Genomic DNA, 15,680 nt, shown 5'->3' on the forward strand with positions numbered 1-15,680 from the left:
CGGGTCGCGATTTTGTGACGAGAGGGTTGCAAGTCTCGCGAGCCGCCGCTAGGGGCGTCCACTCTCAGCGAGGAGAGTTGGCTGAGTGGTCGAAAGCGTCGCACTCGAAATGCGAAGTGCCGGCAACGGTACCGAGGGTTCGAATCCCTCACTCTCCTCCATTTTCTTATTTCCACACATCCCCGACCACCGGAAAAGGCCCAGGGAAACCTGGGCTTTTTCGATGAATCGCATCACCATGGATTACCGCGTGCCCGGGAGGCAGCAAAAGCCGGGCGTGCCGGGTTCAAAAAGCGGACACGCCCCATCTTGCAAAAAACCTCGCCGTCGATAACGTCGAACTTTATTGCGATGGCGGGGTTTTATGGTGCTGGATTTTCTGAAGAAGCAGTTCGTCGACGTCATTGAATGGTTCGAGGAGCCCGGCCAGCTGGCATGGCGCGTCCCCTTCACCGACAATGAGATTCAGCAGGGCGCACAGCTGACCGTGCGCGACGGACAGGTTGCCGCTTTCCTCAACGAGGGGCGGCTGGCCGACTATTTCACTGCCGGCCTTCACACGCTGGAAACAGCGAACCTGCCGATCCTGACCAACCTGCTCAACTGGGACAAGGCGTTCAAATCGCCATTCAAGTCGGACGTCGTCTTCTTTTCGCTGCGCGAACAGGCCGGGTTGAAATGGGGCACGACGCAGCCGATCACTGTGCGCGACGCCGACTTCGGGCCGCTGCGCATCCGCGCCTTCGGCAGCTATTCGATCCGCATCGAGGATCTGGAGAATTTTGCAACGCGTGTACTCGGTACGCTGGGCGGGATGACCGTCGGCGCGCTTGAGCCGCAATTGCGCGCCGCGATCCAGACCTCGCTGGCCACCGCCCTTGGCGGCGGCGGCATCGCGTTTCTCGACCTTGCCGCGAACCAGCAGGCGCTGTCGGACAGGATCAAGGCCGAAGTCGACAAGGCCTTTGCCGAATGGGGGCTGTCGTGCCCGACCTTCTTCGTCGAAAGCGTGTCGCTGCCGGAGGAAGTGCAGCGCCATCTCGACAAGGGCAGCTCGATGCGCGCGATCGGCGACCTTGATCGCTATGCCAAGTTCCAGGCCGCGGAGGCGCTGGAAAAAGCGGCCGATAACGACGGCGGCATTGCCGGGCTCGGCGCCGGGATCGCCGCCGCCGCGAGTCTCGGCGGGGTGATGGCGCAAGGGCTGGGTGCCGCATCGGCGCCGGTCGCGGGCGGCACCGCAGGCGAAGACCCCTTCGCGCTGCTCGAAAAGCTCCACAAATTGCTCAGCATCGGCGCGATAACGCAGCAGGAGTTCGACGCGAAAAAGACCGAGATTCTAGCCCGCGTGAAATAAGCGGCAATCCGGGGGAGTCGCCGCGATGCAATCAGGTCTGTCCTGTCCATCCTGCGGGGCGGCGGTGCCGGTGCGCAGCGCAGCCCTGCCCTATGTCACCTGCAGCTATTGCCAGACGCTGATCCGGCGCGAGGGTGGCGACATCGAGGCGATCGGCAAGGTCGCTGTGCTGCCCTTCGATGTCTCGCCCCTCCAGCTCGGCTCGACGGTCGGTTGGCGCGGCGCGCGCTTCACGCTCGTCGGCCGCGTCCGCTGGGGATGGGAGGATGGATCGTGGAACGAATGGTTCGCCGAAGGTACCGACGGCGTACACCGCTGGCTGGGCGAGGCGATGGGCAGTTTCCTGATCAGCGAAGAACGTCCCGATCTGCTCGACCTGCCGCCGATCCGCGCCTTTGCCGCGGGTGAGCCACTGAACCCCGGCGCGACGGTGATGGTCGGCGAAAGCCTGTTCGAGGCCAGCGACCTCAAGCAGGCGTCCTGCCTCGGCAGCGAGGGCGACCTTCCTTTCATAACGGCGATCGGCACCGCGATCACCAGCGTCGATTTCCGCAGCCCCGACGGCGCGGCGCTCAGCCTGCAGCGCGAGGCCGGCGGCGCGTCGGCCTGGCTCGGCGAATATCTGGAGCTTGACCAGCTCGCACCCGCCAATCTGCGGGCGATCGAGGGCTGGGCGATTCCGGCGGAGATGCGATGACCGCGTCGCGCGCCATCGAATGCCCCTCATGCGGCGGCGCCATCGCGATCAAGGCCGCGGGCCATTCGGTGACGCTTGGCTGCCAATATTGCGGCGCGCTGCTCGACGTCGCGCATCCCGACGTCGCAGTAATCTCGACCTACGAAGGCGCCGTGCGCAGCCTGCCCCTGCCGCTCGGTGCGCGCGGCACGCTGTTCGAAACCGAATGGGAGGTTATCGGCGCGCTCGAGCGTAGCGACGACGAAATCGGCTGGACCGAATTCCTGCTGTTCAATCCTTATGCCGGCTATCGCTGGCTCGTTTCGAGCGAGGGCGAATGGCAGTTCGGTACCATGCTTCTCGACCGCCCTGTTCCCGACGGCGACGTCACAATATGGCGCAGCAAGGAATATGATCTCGACTATGATCCAGCCTCGACGACGACCGATCGGGTCGTCGGCGAATTCTATTGGCGGGTCCGCGCGGGCGATCGGGTGAATGCCGCAACCTACAGCTGCGACGATGAGACGCTGTCGGCCGAGTGGACCGGCGACGAGATCAACTGGACCCAGTTGATTCCGCTCAGCGACTATACGATCCGCACCGCCTTCGGCCCGCCTGCCGGCGCGCCGCGCAAGACCTTTGGACGCAAGGGCGGGCCGCCACGGCCCGGCGGGGCCGCTGCATCATCGCCCGGTTTTTTGAGCCGCGCCCACGACGATTTCATGAGCGCGCGCGCGATGCGCCAGGACGATCTCATGAAGATGTTCCTGATCGGACTGGCAACGATCATGGCGTCCCTGTTTGTCATGGTCGGGTTCGGCATTTCGACCCAATCGGTGGAAAACACCCTGAATGTAGCCGTAGACGGGCAGGAGCAGAGCCTGACGATCGGTACGCTCACGATCAACCGGCCACACCAGCCGGTGACGATCAGCGCGCGGTCGAGCAGCTTCGACAACCGCTGGATCGATCTTGACTATATGCTGGTCGACCGCGCGACACAGCGCGCCCACACCGCCTATGGCGTGGTCGAACGCTATTCGGGCAGCGACGGCGACGGCCCGTGGACCGAAGGCGGTTATTCGGCGACGGTCAAATTTTCGTCGATCCCGCGCGGAACCTATGACGTGGTCGTCGATGCCGGCGCCCATGCCTGGCCCGCGCCGCTGACGAGCTCGATCATGCCCCCCGCACCGCCGTCCGGATCGGAGCCAGGCCCATGGGACCTGCCGCAAGCTACCTCTTGGTCAGACGGCGAACGGATCGAGCTTCGCTTCACGGCGAGCGCCGGCGGCATCATGTGGAGCAATTTGTGGCTGGAGATGGCCCTGTTGTTCGGGCTGCCACTGCTTATCCTCTGGTGGCGGGCGGATTAGGAGCGATGCGATGACCCAACGCCTTTATCTGTTCGCAGCCTGGTGCTTCCTGATCTTCGCCGGATCGGTCGCCGCCTCCTATTACGCCTGGTCGCCCTTCTCGGACGAAGACCACGGCGGGACCGCCACAGTACGCGGCCCGACCCACAAATAATCACGCGCGAAAGGACAGTCATGCTGACAACCGATATATTCCTCGCCACCCTGGTCTATGCCGTGGTCGGCATCATCATCTTCATCGCCAGCTTCGTGCTGGTCGACCTCCTGACCCCCGGCAAGCTGTGGGCGGAGATCATCGAACGCAAGAATATGGCGGTGGCATTGCTCGCCGGTGCAGTGGCGATCAGCATTTCGAACATCATTGCCGCGGTCATGCATGGCTGAAGAAGAAGGGCCCAAGGTCGACGGGCCTTCGCTTGCCTTTGTCCTGCTTCTCTCGGTTCTGGTCGTTGCGACCTGCGGGCTGATCTACGAGCTGCTGGCGGGAACGCTCGCCAGCTATCTGCTCGGCGACAGCGTTACCCAGTTTTCGACCGTTATCGGCGCCTATCTGTTCGCGATGGGGATCGGCAGCTGGCTGTCGCGCTATGTCCATGGCGACGAGCTCGGCATTTTCCTGCGCGTCGAGCTGATGATCGCGCTGCTCGGCGGCTGGTCGGCCGCGGCACTGTTCCTGCTGTTCCCGGTCGTCGGCGACTTCCGCTTCGCGCTCTACACGCTGGTCTTGGCGATCGGCACGCTCGTCGGGCTCGAAATTCCGCTGCTCATCCGCATCCTGAAAAACCGCTTCGCCTTTCGCGAGCTCGTTTCGAACGTGCTGACCTTCGACTATGTCGGCGCCCTGCTCGCCTCGGTGCTCTTCCCGCTCGTGCTGGTTCCGCAGTTGGGCATGATCCGTACCGGTTTCGTATTCGGGATCGCCAATGTCGCGGTGGCGCTGGCGCTGATCTGGGTGCTCCGGCGGTCGCGGCGGGTCGGGTGGGATCTCGCCGCCGCGCTGCTCGTCCTCGCGACGCTGGTCGGCGGGCTCGCCAATGCCGAACAATTGCAACGCTGGTCCGAGGTCGCCTTCTACGACGAGCCTGTGGTCTACGCCCGCTCGACGCGCTTTCAACGGATCGTCCTCACACGCCGCGGCGATGACCTTCGCCTGTATCTCAACGGGAACCTGCAATTCTCCTCGCGCGACGAATATCGCTATCATGAGGCGCTGGTCTGGCCTGCGCTGGGCCGCGTCGCCGATCCCGCCAATGTCCTGATCCTCGGCGGTGGTGACGGGCTGGCGGCGCGCGAGGTGTTGCGCGACCCGAAGGTCCGTGCGGTCACGCTGGTCGACCTGGACCCCGAAATGACGCGGTTGTTCCGCGACAGCCGCACGCTGGCAGCACTCAATCGCGGCTCGCTCGCCTCCCCCCGGCTTCGCGTTGAAAATGCCGATGCCTTCGGCTGGATCCGACGTGCGCGGGGATCGTACGACGTCATCATCGTCGATTTTCCCGACCCTACCGAGTTCGCGCTCGGCAAGCTTTATACCGAAAGCTTCTATCGCGAGGTCGCGCGCATCCTGAAACCCGATGGCGTGATGACGGTGCAGAGCACTTCCCCGCTGATCGCGCCGCGATCTTATTGGACCGTGGCGTCGACACTGGAGGCGGCCGGCCTGACAGCGCGGGGTTATCACGCCTATGTTCCAAGCTTTGGCGAATGGGGTTTTACCATGGCAGGTCATGGGGCGTTGCCGGCGACCCCGCGGCTGCCCGCGGGGTTACGCTTCCTGACCGCCGAGAGCGAGCCGCTCATGTATGATTTTCCGCCCGACATGGCGCGGCGACCGACGCCGGTGAACCGGCTGGACAATCAGGCCCTGGTGCGAAGCTTCGCCGAGGAATGGGGCCATTATGAGGGATGAGCCGACGCGCCGTGGATTGTTGGTACGCGGCGCCGGTTTGGCGGCCGCGGCAATGCTTCCCGGCGGGTGCAGCGAGGCCCGCGCCTTTCCCGGTACGCTGGACGGCGTGGATATGGCGCGCGGGCACCGGCTTCGCGATCGCGGCTTTCCCGCGCCAGCAGGCGCCGACGAGGAAACGGTCGGCATCCTGATCGCGGGCGGCGGAGTCGCGGGGCTCGCGGCGGCGTGGACGCTCGCCGAGGCGGGCTATGACGATTTCCAGGTTCATGAGCTGGAGGACCGGGCCGGCGGCAATGCCCGGTCGGGCCGTAACACGGTGTCGGCCTATCCGCTCGGCGCCCATTATCTGCCCGTCCCCAACCGCGAAGCGCGCGCGCTCCGTCATATGCTCGATCGTTTCGGAATGGTTGTCGGGACCGATGCGGACGGCGCGCCACGCTACGACCCGTACCAGCTCTGCGCCGATCTGGAGGAACGGCTGTTATGGCGCGGCCAGTGGCAGGAAGGGCTATATCCGCAAAAGGGCCTGACGCCAGACGATGCGGCGCAACGCGATGCCTTTTTCGCGCGTATGGATGCCTATCGCCGCGCGGTCGGACGCGACGGGCGGCCCGCCTTTGCCGTTCCCAGCGCCTATTCGAGCCGCGACGAGGAATATCGGGCGCTCGACCGACAGAGTTTCGGTGCGTGGCTGCGCGCCAACGGCTTCGACTCGCCCCCGCTTCGCGCGCACCTGCGCTACTGCTGCCGCGACGATTACGGGACCGAGCCCGATCAGCTCTCGGCCTGGGCGGGCATCCATTATTTCGCCTCGCGCCGCGGATGGGCCGCCGGCGGCGACGGCGGCCGTGAACTGACCTGGCCCGAGGGGAACGGGAGGCTGGTTGCGCTGATGGGCGGCCGCTTGGGCGATCGCATTCGCCCCGCCAGCACCATCTTTCGGGTCGAGCGCGACGGCGACGGCGTGATCGTCGACCGCTTCGATCATCGGCAGAAACGGTCGGTGCGCACCCGTGCGCGCGCCGCGATCATCGCAATGCCGCATTTCGTCGCATCGCGGGTAGCCCCCGCAGCGGCGCCGGGCGCTTCCTTCTCCTATGCGCCGTGGATCGTCGCCAACGTGACGGTGGGCCGTCCGCCACGTGGCCGGGGGGCGCCGCTGGCTTGGGACAATGTCTCGGCGAGCAGCGAGTCACTCGGTTATGTCGTCGCGGCGCACCAGACGGGAGCCGCGGCAGGCGGATCGCGGGTGCTCACCTGGTACCTGCCGCTGTCGCGCGAGACTCCCGCCGACGCGCGCAGGATCCTCCAGCGCCGAAGCCTAGACGACTGGCAAAAGCTTGTCGCGGACGACCTGCTGGCGATGAACCCCGATCTCGACGGCGCTATCGAGCGCATCGACATCTGGCGCTGGGGCCATGCGATGATCCGCCCGGTTCCCGGCTTTCTGTCCGATCCCGCCCGCGCCGCCGCGCAGCAGCTCGCGCCGCCGATCTTTCACGCCCATTCGGACATCAGCGGACTGTCCCTTTTCGAAGAAGCGCATTATCGAGGTGTAACCGCGGCCGAGGCCGCGATGCAGACCATCGGCCACAAGTTCACGAGCCTTATCTGACCATGTCCTCGCGTCCCTTCCTTCACGGCCTGCACCTGATCGCCGATCTGACAGCGCGTGAACGGCTCGACGATCCGGACTTCATCGCCGCGGTCCTGCGCGATGCCGCCGCGGCGGCGAAGGTCACGCTGCTCGAGTTGCGGCTGCACCATTTCGGCGAAGGAGGCGGCGTGACCGGCGTCGCGCTATTGGCCGAGTCGCACATCTCGATCCACACCTGGCCGGAAGACAACCTTGCTGCGGTCGATATTTTTGTCTGTGGAGCACAGGCCGATCCGGAGGCAGCGCTGACCGAAATGACATCCGCCCTTGCCGCGAAGGTTTTGAAGGTCGCCCGCATCGAGCGACTTGCAGGATCCATTTCGGACACAAGCTGATCTCTGGCCGATAGCGGACTGACAGCTTCCGGTGGCCAAAGCGAAGAAGCCGCGATGGAAATCGACCGGCTTGGCTATGCGGGGGGCGCAGTAGCAAAGCCATTGAAGCGGGTTGGATTTCTTCGGTTCCGGCCTGTATATACGACCTATGAGTTCCTCTTCATTAGTTTCGCGTGGCGCGGTCGGACAAGCGACTCCGGAATCCGCCGGAATTGTGGAAGTTGTTGTTCACAACGCCGACCATGCGTCGCCCCGCTATGCGATTATCAAACAATCTATCTCGGACGCCGTCCGCGACGGCCGATTGAGATCGGGCGACCGTGTTCCCTCCGAGGCAGAACTCGTCGACCAATTCAATGTCTCGCGCATGACCGCAAACCGGGCCTTGCGCGAGCTTCAGGCCGCTGGCGTCATCGTCCGGAGAGCCGGCATCGGATCGTTCATTGCCGAGCCCAGACCCATCGGGCAGATGATCGAGATCCGTAACATCGCCGACGAGATTCGCGAGCGGGGCCACGTCTATCGCGCCCGCGTGATCCAGAATGTTGCTGAACGAGCGAGCGCAGAGAGTGCCCCGCTGCTTGCGGTCCCCGTGGGGACGAAGCTGTTCCATTCGATCATCGTTCATCATGAAGCCGAATTTCCGATCCAGCTCGAGGAACGCGTCGTCCTCGCATCGATCGCACCTCACTATGGTGACATGGATTTTACCGCGACGACGCCCAACGAGTATCTCACGCGCATCGCGCCGCTCGAACGTGTCGAGCATCGGGTCTGCGCGATGATGCCCGACGAGCGCGTCCGCGCGATGCTCGGCCTCGAAGCCGGCGAGCCCGTGTTGCGGATGACGCGGCGAACATGGAGCCGCGGACGTCTGGTGTCGCACGCATGGCTGACGCATCCCGGCACCCGGTTCGAGCTGTCAGCGGCCTTTTCGATCGACGACTGAACGGTCAGGTGGCGTCCCTCGTTATCACCACCGGCTTGCGACGGCGGCGCAGCCAACGGAAATCGGCGCGGCTGAAACTCTTGAACAGGAGATAGAAGCCCGTTCCCGACAGCCATAATGCCCCGAACGCAACGAAGATGATCAGCGGATGGTTGAAGCTCTTCCGATTCAGATAATCCATATTGTGGAGCATCCAGAAGAAGTCCCACGTTCGCCAGGTATCGCCGCGCATGACAAGGAACCGGGCGGTATCGAGCGAGACATAGGCGCTGCTGTTCTCTTCATCGGCGAAGTCGACGCGCCACATCGGCCCTTCGAAATCTCGCGCCTCAAGGTTCGGCCTGGACAGCACGCTGACCGCCCGGATGGGCGCCTCGTTCATCATGGACGCTATCTCGCGGGCCATGTCCTGATCGACGCGGATCTGCGCACCGCTGGTTGCATCGACCAACCGGATGCCTTTGGGGCTGTGAACTTCATAGACGGCGCGCGCACCGAGATCGCGGAGCACCAGCCCATTGACAGGCTCGCCATTCGGCAGCCCTGCGAGCGCGGCATAATCGCCGGCAGGCAACGGATGCGCGTGACTCATGCCACCGCCGTGGCCGCCGACCTTGTCCTTGTCGAGCAGCGCCATCACCGAGCCGCTGAGTGCCCAGAGAAGAAATTGCAGGCCGAGGATCAGGCCGACCCATTTATGGACGCGGCGGAAGAACAGCGGCGTCAGGCGAAAGCTTTTCATGCCTTCTTCCTCTTGCGGCGCGGGAAGGACCAGATCAGCAGCCATGCCCCCGTCAGCGCCATGGCAAAGGTGCTCCATGTCGCGATGCGGAGCAGCGGATTGTTGACGTCGGTGCGTTCGTCATAATCCATGATGTGCAGCATCCAGGCGAAGTCGAAGACGCGCCAGAGCGCGTGGCGCCGCGAGACGAGTTCGCCCGTTGCGGGCGACAGATAGAGCGTCGGCCGGTTCCAGCCTTCGAACTCGACTTGCCAATAGGGGGGCTTGCGCGACTGCATTTCCTGCGGGGCGTCGGTCAACAGTTTGGCCGAGACGATGTTTCCGTCGCCTGTATAGATCCGCTTCGCGAGCGCCCGGATCTGTGCCTCGGTTGGCCGGGGCATGGGCCGCGCGGTCGCGCCGTCGAACAGGCGCGGCCCGTCGGGCGTCTCCGCGCGCCACACCGGTGCGCCAAAGTAGCGCTGCAGGCGTACCTCCGACGCACCGGGCGTCGCTGCGACCACTTGCGACGGCTCGGCCAGACGTGACAGGTCGAAGGGCTGTTCGACCGGCGCGCGGACCAGATTGTCCCCGTGGATGATGTCGATATGGACCGCGACCATGTACATCCCGGTCAGCGTCCAGAGCAGCGCCTGGACGCCGACCACGAGTGCCAGCCATTTATGCGTTCGCCGAACGAGCAGCGGCCAGCGGATTGCCATTGCAGATATCCTCAGAACGCGGTGCGAAAGCCGACATAGAAGCGGCGACCGAGCAGGTCATAGGTCATCGTATCGGTATTCGCATCGGTGAAGCTCTGGATATAGGGCGCCTTGCGATCGAAGAGATTGTCGACACCGAGCTGGAAACGCGTCTTCTCGTCAATCTCCCAGGCGAGCTGGATGTTGTGATAGAAGACATTTGGCGTCCGGTAGCCGATCTCGCCCGGCGACGCGTTGAAGTCGGTCGCCTTGCCGATCCACTGCGTCGACCAGGTCGCGCTGACGCCGTCCTTTTCCGCCGTCAGAACGCCATAGCCGCGCCACTTCGGATAGCCGCCATTGCCGCCGCCGATGAAGCCGTCGAAGAAGATCGGCGCGCCGCCCGGGAAGGGATTGACGACATATTTGTTGAGGTAGGTGACGTTCATGTCGAGCGAGATGTTCACTGCGCCGATCCCGCCGGCGTAGACCAGCCCGAGATCGAGTCCGTTCATTTCCTCGCGTCCGGTGTTGATCGGCTGCGCGGACAGATAGGTGACTTCGCCGGTCAGCGTGCTGCGCGTGAAATCGTCGCAGAAAGGGTGCGACAAATTCGCGCTGGCATAGCAGACGGAAAGCTTGGTCGACCCGGGGATCGCACGGATCGCGTCCTTGATCCTGATATCGAACCAGTCGGCGGTCAGCGACAGGCCGGGGACCAGCCCCTTCGGTGATATCACCGTGCCGACAGTCCAGGTCGTCGAGCTTTCGGGTTTCAGATTCTGGTTGCCACCCACCGTGGTCAGGATCGTTGTGCCGAGTTGGACATAATTCGCCGGCACGCCCGACGCCTGACAGTTCGCGATCAGCGTCGCATTGCCGCTGGTCGAGTAGCGCGAGCAGGGGTCGGTCGTCGTCAGATTGCCTTCGGACACGCCGCCGAACAGTTCGGGGACATTGGGAATGCGAAAGCCGGTGCCATAGGTGCCGCGCAGACGAATGCTGTCGTTGATCACCCAATCGAGGCTGGCCTTGTAGTTCCAGTCATTGCCGAACAGGTCATAGTCCGAATAGCGCACGGCTCCGTCGAGGGTGAGCGCCTGGAAGAAGGGCGTGTCCGCAAGGATCGGTACCGAAAGCTCGAGATAGGCCTCTTTCGCGACGCTCTTACCCGAAATCGGACTTTGCTGGTTGGTGTTGGCAACCCCGAGTACGGTCAACGGGTCTGGATCGCGCCAGCCCTTTTCCTTGCGGTAGACAACGCCTGCCGCGAACGACACCGGCCCCGCAGGCAGCTTGAACAGATCGCCGTTAAGGTCAGCGGTAAACGTCGCCAGTTCGTTTCCGCCACGGTCACGCGAGGTGAACAGGATATAATCGAGCACCTGCGGCGTCAGGTCCCCAAAGCCCAGATAATCGCCGCACGGGATCGACGCCCCGGCCGCGAGGTTGCACTTGGTCGTGTCGAGGGTGTTCGCGACGCGCTCGAGATTGGCGATATTGGTCGAACCATCGACCGCCGTGTTGCGCCCGAAACTCCCCGCGACTTCCCACGCCCAATTGTTCGACAGCTTGCCACGCAGACCGAAAGTCCCCTGCCAGGTGTCGGTTTCCTGAAAGAACTGGCGTGGCCCCGGTTCAGCGAGGCGACGCTGGACAAGGACGATATTCTGGCCCGTCGGGTTCGTCGGATTGCTCGCAGCGATCGACAGATTGCGTAGAGTACCAGGCGTCGCGATCTGGTTCGACTTGCGGAAGGTATAGAGAAATTCGCCGAACGCCTCGATGCTGTCGGTCAGGTCATAATCTGCGAAAAAGGCTGTGCTCACGCGTTCGACCGGGCTGACCGCGTTGAGGAACGGGGCCGAATTGAAATTATGTTTGGCGGCGCTGTACGGCTCGAAGAAATTGCCGTTGCCGCCGGGGACCTGGTTGAAGTTGATCTGCTGCCCGTTGGGCAGCACCGCGCGGCCGCCGATCGTCGACGCGCTGTTGACGCAGGACAGTTGTCCCGGGGTGGTTTCGGCAAGCGAACAGGGCGCCCGGCTCGCCATATTGACGGCATCGGTCTTCTGATAGGTGACCGCGACCATGAAGCCGCCGCGATCGTTGCGGATGCCCCAGAGCAGGTCGGCGGTGAAATCGGACCCATCACCCTTTCCGGTGATGCCCTGCCGGACACTGAGGCCGAGGCCTTCATAGTCGCTGCGGGTGACGAGATTGACCACGCCGGCCATCGCATCTGCTCCGTAAATCGCCGACGCACCGTCCTTCAGCACGTCGGTCCGTGCGAGGGCCGCGACCGGGATCATGTTGAGGTCGGGCGATGAGTTGGCGCCGGTGCCGCCCGCGACAAGGCGGCGGCCGTTGAGCAGCACCAGCGTGCGCTTGATGCCGAGGCCGCGAAGATTGACCTGCGCCGTACCATAGCCGTTGTTCGTCCAGTAAGCCGACGTCTGGTTGCCCGCGAAGCCCGCGTTGGCCGGCAGGCGCTGGAGCACCGTCTCGATGTTTACGACGCCGGTGTTTTCGATCTGCTCGGCCGACACGACCGTCGCGGGCCCGACACCCGCAAGATCCTGACGCCGGATACGCGATCCGGTCACGACAATGTCGCTGCCGGGACCGGCATTTTCGGCCTCGGCATCGGGTGCGCTTTCGGTCTGGGCGAAAACTGGTGTTGAGAGACAGGCGACGGCAGCAGCGCCCGCCAGCAATGTTGTCCTGATCGTCATGGCGAAACCCCCTTTTTGGCTTTGCATCATGTCAGAGAGCATCGATTGTATATACAGGTCAACAATAAATTACCTGATTTTTCAATATCTTAAAAAGATTAAAAGTAGACGCATTCCCGTAACAGATACGCATCGGAAAGCGTCACCCCTCATGCGGTGCCCATTTTTTTCCCGTATGCGCAAATTTTGAAATTATATTGCGAGCGCCGCTCGCATCGGCATCGGCATCAACGCGCCCGGGCCGGTCGCCGCCTCGTGCGACTCGTCCATCAACAGAACGGCCGCGCCTCGAACTTCGAAACGCGGCCGCAATGCCTTGGCTTCTCTCAAATCGATCAGAACCAGGCTCTGACACCCATGACAAGGCTGACGCCGCTCGCGCCCTCGCCTGCGGCGCGGGCAAAGCGTGCCGTGTCGCCCAATTTGCGGGCCCATTCGACCCCGACATAGGGAGCGAACTCCCGGACAACCTCGTAGCGAAGGCGAAGGCCGAGCTCCATGTCCGATAGCCCCGACCCGATGCCCCTTTCGGGCACGTCCTGCACCGCGAAATTGAGCTCGGCCATCGGCTGCAGGATCAGCTTCTGGGTGATGCGCTGGTCATAATAGCCCTCGATCCTGCCCGAAAGGTCGCCCTTGTTCGACAGGAAAAGCGCACCCTCGACCTCGAACCAATAGGGCGCGAGGCCTTCAAAGCCGACAGTAGCATAGGTGCGGTCGGGGCCGTGCCCCGCATCCTGGCGTACGCCGGCCTGCAGGTTGAAATAGGGGCCGACCGCGCGGCTGTAGAGCAATTGCGTTTCGGCGCTTTCGATGGCTTCGCCGAAGGCACCTTCGCCCTTGCTCTTGATCGTGAAGCGATGGATGTCGCCGCCGTACCAGCCCTCGGCTTCCCATCGATAGCCGTCACGTCCCTTGCGGGCCTGATATTCGGCGAGATTGAAGCTGAGGAAGGCCGTTGTCAGACCCCCGCTCTCTTCCATCATTACATGGCGCGAATGCTCCATATCGCCTTTCGGGTAGAGACGATCGGCATACCAGTCATCCGGAACAGGGGGCGCGGGCGCGTCGCCGGGCGCAAGGTCGGTCCCGACCGCGCCGGAAGCCGCAGTCGGTACCGGCGCTGCGGGCGTGCAATGGCCCATGGCCGCATGTTCGGGCGGACAAGCCGGATCGGCAGGCGCTTCGGGTGCGGCCGCGTCCTCGGGCTCCGGCGTGCAATGCCCCATGGCCGCATGTTCCGCCGTGCAGGTTGCCGACGACTCCATATCCATCTGCGCGCCATCGCCATGGTCCATCGGTATCGGCGCTTCGACAACCGGCGCCGCAGGCGCGTTGCCGTGCCCGCCATGGCCCGACTGGGCAGCGGCCGGAGCTGTGACAGCCATGACGGAGATGCCGGCCAGCAGCAGCGACGCGCGCGTCATGCCGCGTCCCCCTTCGGACGGACACTGACAACGCGCATCATGCCAGCGTGCATGTGATAAAGAAGGTGGCAATGGAACGCCCAGTCGCCGAGCGCGTCGGCGGTGAAGTCGAAGGTGGCGATGCCGCCCGGCTGGACGATCACCGTATGCTTGCGCGGCGCGCGGTCGCCCTTCCCCGTCACCAGCTCGAAGAAATGTCCATGGAGGTGGATGGGGTGGCTCATCATGGAATCGTTGATGAGGTTTACGCGCACGCGCTCGCCCTCGATGAAAGGGATGGGCTCGTGATGGTCGGACATCTTCACACCGTCAAACGACCACATGAAACGTTCCATATTGCCCGTCAGATGGATGTCGAGCGAGCGGCCGGGTGCGCGGACGTCGGGGTTGCGGTCGAGCGCGACGAGGTCGCGATAGGTCATCACCTTGTGCCCGACATCCTCCAGCCCCTGCCCCGGCTCGCCCATCCGGTCGACGGGCATCGGCGAAATCGACTGGACGCTCGGATCGCGCTTGACCTGCGGCGCGACGTCGAAGTCGCGCATGCTGTGGTTCATGCCGCCCGCACCATGCCCCATCGCGGCATGGTCGGTGCCCGCATCGGCCGCGGGCGTGCAATGCCCCATTGCGGCGTGTTCGGCAGTGCACGACGCGTCGCCGCCGTCGCCCATCGCGCCCATGCCCATGTCCTTCATCGTCGCGAGCGGGCGTTTGCGAAGCGGCGGCACGTCGGCAACCATGTCTGCGCGCGGCGCCAACGTCGCGCGCGCCATACCCGACCGGTCGTTGACTTCGGCGACGAAGCTGTAAGCGCGATCTTCGACCGGCGTGACGATCACGTCATAGGTTTCGGCGACGCCGATCTGGAACTCGTCGACGGGCAACGGCACGACATTGAGCCCGTCGGCCTGCACGATGGACATGCGAAGACCCGGGATGCGGACATTGAAGATCGACATCGCCGAGGCATTGACGATGCGCAGCCGTACGCGCTCGCCGGGCGCGAACAGCGCCGTCCAGTTGTCGCGAGGGCCATGCCCGTTGACGAGAAAGGTGTAGGTCGAGCCATTGACGTCGGCGACGTCGGTCGGGTCCATCCGCATCGCGCCCCATTCGACGCGGTCCTTCAGCGGCTGGTCCTCGCCAGCCAACAATCCGCCAAGCGTCTGGCGCTGCATGTTGAAATGGCCGGGGTTGACCTTGAGCTTGCGGAAAATCGCCTCGGGCGACAGGCGGCTGTGATCGGACAGGACAATGACATGCTCGCGGTCATACGCGACCGGATCGGCGTCCTTCGGGTCGATGACGATCGGGCCGTAATGGCCGATCTGTTCCTGAAGCCCCGAATGGCTGTGGTACCAATAGGTGCCTGCCTGCACGATCGGGAATTCATAGACGAAGGTCGATCGCGGCTTGATGCCCGGGAAGCTGACCCCGGGAACCCCGTCCATGTGAAACGGCAGGATCAGCCCGTGCCAGTGGATCGAACTGTCTTCGTCGAGCTCGTTGACCACCGTCAGCCGCGCCTTCTGCCCTTCGCGCAGGCGGATCAGCGGACCGGGTATCGTCCCGTTGATCCCGATCGCGCGGGCAACCTTGCCATCGACGCGCATCGTCTGGCGCGCGATCCGCAGCGTGATGTCCTCGCCGGACACGGTCGGCAATTGGGCTTTCAGGCCGGCCGAAACCGGCTGCGCCCATGCCGGCATCCATGCGGCAAGCGCCGCTGCCGCCCCGCTGCCCGCTGCCGCGCCAATGAATCGCCGCCGATCGATCTGCATAATCCCGTTTCTTCCTGTCGAACCTGTATTGCCATACGCACGCACCCCGCGCG

Annotated in this window: 14 protein-coding genes and 1 tRNA gene; 10 read left to right on the top strand and 5 right to left on the bottom strand. The window is 64.0% G+C overall.

Annotated elements, in window-relative coordinates; translation table 11 throughout:
• Positions 1 to 71 precede the first annotated feature (71 nt).
• The 10 genes from L7H23_RS01590 (at position 72) to hutC (ending at position 8,262) form a co-directional block, all read left to right on the top strand.
• Positions 72 to 161, top strand: a tRNA-Ser gene (locus L7H23_RS01590).
• Positions 162 to 364: 203 nt separating this feature from the next.
• Complete coding sequence (locus L7H23_RS01595; protein WP_237837617.1) at positions 365 to 1,357, top strand: SPFH domain-containing protein; 993 nt, start codon at positions 365 to 367, stop codon at positions 1,355 to 1,357.
• Positions 1,358 to 1,427: 70 nt separating this feature from the next.
• The gene (locus tag L7H23_RS01600; protein ID WP_237837618.1) at positions 1,428 to 2,054 is read left to right on the top strand and encodes a DUF4178 domain-containing protein; all 627 of its coding nucleotides are present in this window, start codon (positions 1,428 to 1,430) and stop codon (positions 2,052 to 2,054) included.
• Complete coding sequence (locus L7H23_RS01605; protein ID WP_237837619.1) at positions 2,051 to 3,412, top strand: DUF4178 domain-containing protein; 1,362 nt, start codon at positions 2,051 to 2,053, stop codon at positions 3,410 to 3,412. The genes L7H23_RS01600 and L7H23_RS01605 overlap by 4 nt, the downstream gene beginning before the upstream one ends.
• A gap of 10 nt (positions 3,413 to 3,422) precedes the next feature.
• Positions 3,423 to 3,566 (top strand): hypothetical protein, encoded by a 144-nt coding sequence (locus L7H23_RS01610; protein WP_237837620.1) that lies wholly within the window; start codon positions 3,423 to 3,425, stop codon positions 3,564 to 3,566.
• Positions 3,567 to 3,586: 20 nt separating this feature from the next.
• Positions 3,587 to 3,796 carry a DUF350 domain-containing protein gene (locus tag L7H23_RS01615; RefSeq protein WP_237837621.1) on the top strand — a complete coding sequence of 70 codons (210 nt, stop codon included), beginning with the start codon at positions 3,587 to 3,589 and terminating at the stop codon, positions 3,794 to 3,796.
• Complete coding sequence (locus tag L7H23_RS01620) at positions 3,789 to 5,321, top strand: polyamine aminopropyltransferase (RefSeq protein ID WP_237837622.1); 1,533 nt, start codon at positions 3,789 to 3,791, stop codon at positions 5,319 to 5,321. The genes L7H23_RS01615 and L7H23_RS01620 overlap by 8 nt, the downstream gene beginning before the upstream one ends.
• Complete coding sequence (locus L7H23_RS01625) at positions 5,311 to 6,936, top strand: FAD-dependent oxidoreductase (RefSeq protein WP_237837623.1); 1,626 nt, start codon at positions 5,311 to 5,313, stop codon at positions 6,934 to 6,936. The genes L7H23_RS01620 and L7H23_RS01625 overlap by 11 nt, the downstream gene beginning before the upstream one ends.
• A 2-nt stretch (positions 6,937 to 6,938) precedes the next feature.
• Positions 6,939 to 7,313, top strand: a complete 375-nt coding sequence (gene speD, locus L7H23_RS01630; RefSeq protein WP_237837624.1) for an adenosylmethionine decarboxylase — start codon at positions 6,939 to 6,941, stop codon at positions 7,311 to 7,313.
• Between the two features lie 148 nt (positions 7,314 to 7,461).
• The gene (gene hutC, locus L7H23_RS01635; RefSeq protein ID WP_237839306.1) at positions 7,462 to 8,262 is read left to right on the top strand and encodes a histidine utilization repressor; all 801 of its coding nucleotides are present in this window, start codon (positions 7,462 to 7,464) and stop codon (positions 8,260 to 8,262) included.
• Between the two features lie 4 nt (positions 8,263 to 8,266).
• Here the strand turns inward: hutC and L7H23_RS01640 are convergent, their stop codons facing one another.
• From L7H23_RS01640 to L7H23_RS01660, 5 genes are all read right to left on the bottom strand, one after another.
• Positions 8,267 to 9,004, bottom strand: a complete 738-nt coding sequence (locus L7H23_RS01640; RefSeq protein WP_237837625.1) for a PepSY domain-containing protein — start codon at positions 9,002 to 9,004, stop codon at positions 8,267 to 8,269.
• Entirely contained in the window at positions 9,001 to 9,705 is a 705-nt protein-coding gene (locus L7H23_RS01645) for a PepSY domain-containing protein (RefSeq protein WP_237837626.1), read from the bottom strand. The genes L7H23_RS01640 and L7H23_RS01645 overlap by 4 nt, the downstream gene beginning before the upstream one ends.
• A gap of 11 nt (positions 9,706 to 9,716) precedes the next feature.
• A complete protein-coding gene (locus L7H23_RS01650; protein ID WP_237837627.1) occupies positions 9,717 to 12,419 on the bottom strand; it encodes a TonB-dependent receptor in 2,703 nt (900 codons plus the stop codon).
• Between the two features lie 335 nt (positions 12,420 to 12,754).
• On the bottom strand, positions 12,755 to 13,846 hold the full coding sequence (locus L7H23_RS01655; protein WP_237837628.1) for a copper resistance protein B: 1,092 nt from the start codon (positions 13,844 to 13,846) through the stop codon (positions 12,755 to 12,757).
• Positions 13,843 to 15,627 (bottom strand): copper resistance system multicopper oxidase, encoded by a 1,785-nt coding sequence (locus tag L7H23_RS01660; protein ID WP_237837629.1) that lies wholly within the window; start codon positions 15,625 to 15,627, stop codon positions 13,843 to 13,845. The genes L7H23_RS01655 and L7H23_RS01660 overlap by 4 nt, the downstream gene beginning before the upstream one ends.
• Between the last annotated feature and the right edge of the window lie 53 nt (positions 15,628 to 15,680).

It is taken from the genome of Sphingopyxis sp. BSN-002 (assembly GCF_022024275.1).
In the GTDB taxonomy this organism is placed as follows: Bacteria; Pseudomonadota; Alphaproteobacteria; order Sphingomonadales; family Sphingomonadaceae; genus Sphingopyxis.

Bases quoted from the DNA above. Each gene is read 5' to 3' on its own strand.
- L7H23_RS01595 (WP_237837617.1), top strand. From the start codon at position 365: ATGGTGCTGGATTTTCTGAAGAAGCAGTTCGTCGACGTCATTGAATGG.
- L7H23_RS01605 (WP_237837619.1), top strand. From the start codon at position 2,051: ATGACCGCGTCGCGCGCCATCGAATGCCCCTCATGCGGCGGCGCCATC.
- L7H23_RS01610 (WP_237837620.1), top strand. From the start codon at position 3,423: ATGACCCAACGCCTTTATCTGTTCGCAGCCTGGTGCTTCCTGATCTTC.
- L7H23_RS01615 (WP_237837621.1), top strand. From the start codon at position 3,587: ATGCTGACAACCGATATATTCCTCGCCACCCTGGTCTATGCCGTGGTC.
- L7H23_RS01620 (WP_237837622.1), top strand. From the start codon at position 3,789: ATGGCTGAAGAAGAAGGGCCCAAGGTCGACGGGCCTTCGCTTGCCTTT.
- L7H23_RS01625 (WP_237837623.1), top strand. From the start codon at position 5,311: ATGAGGGATGAGCCGACGCGCCGTGGATTGTTGGTACGCGGCGCCGGT.
- speD (WP_237837624.1), top strand. From the start codon at position 6,939: ATGTCCTCGCGTCCCTTCCTTCACGGCCTGCACCTGATCGCCGATCTG.
- hutC (WP_237839306.1), top strand. From the start codon at position 7,462: ATGAGTTCCTCTTCATTAGTTTCGCGTGGCGCGGTCGGACAAGCGACT.
- L7H23_RS01640 (WP_237837625.1), bottom strand. From the start codon at position 9,004: ATGAAAAGCTTTCGCCTGACGCCGCTGTTCTTCCGCCGCGTCCATAAA.
- L7H23_RS01645 (WP_237837626.1), bottom strand. From the start codon at position 9,705: ATGGCAATCCGCTGGCCGCTGCTCGTTCGGCGAACGCATAAATGGCTG.
- L7H23_RS01650 (WP_237837627.1), bottom strand. From the start codon at position 12,419: ATGACGATCAGGACAACATTGCTGGCGGGCGCTGCTGCCGTCGCCTGT.
- L7H23_RS01655 (WP_237837628.1), bottom strand. From the start codon at position 13,846: ATGACGCGCGCGTCGCTGCTGCTGGCCGGCATCTCCGTCATGGCTGTC.
- L7H23_RS01660 (WP_237837629.1), bottom strand. From the start codon at position 15,627: ATGCAGATCGATCGGCGGCGATTCATTGGCGCGGCAGCGGGCAGCGGG.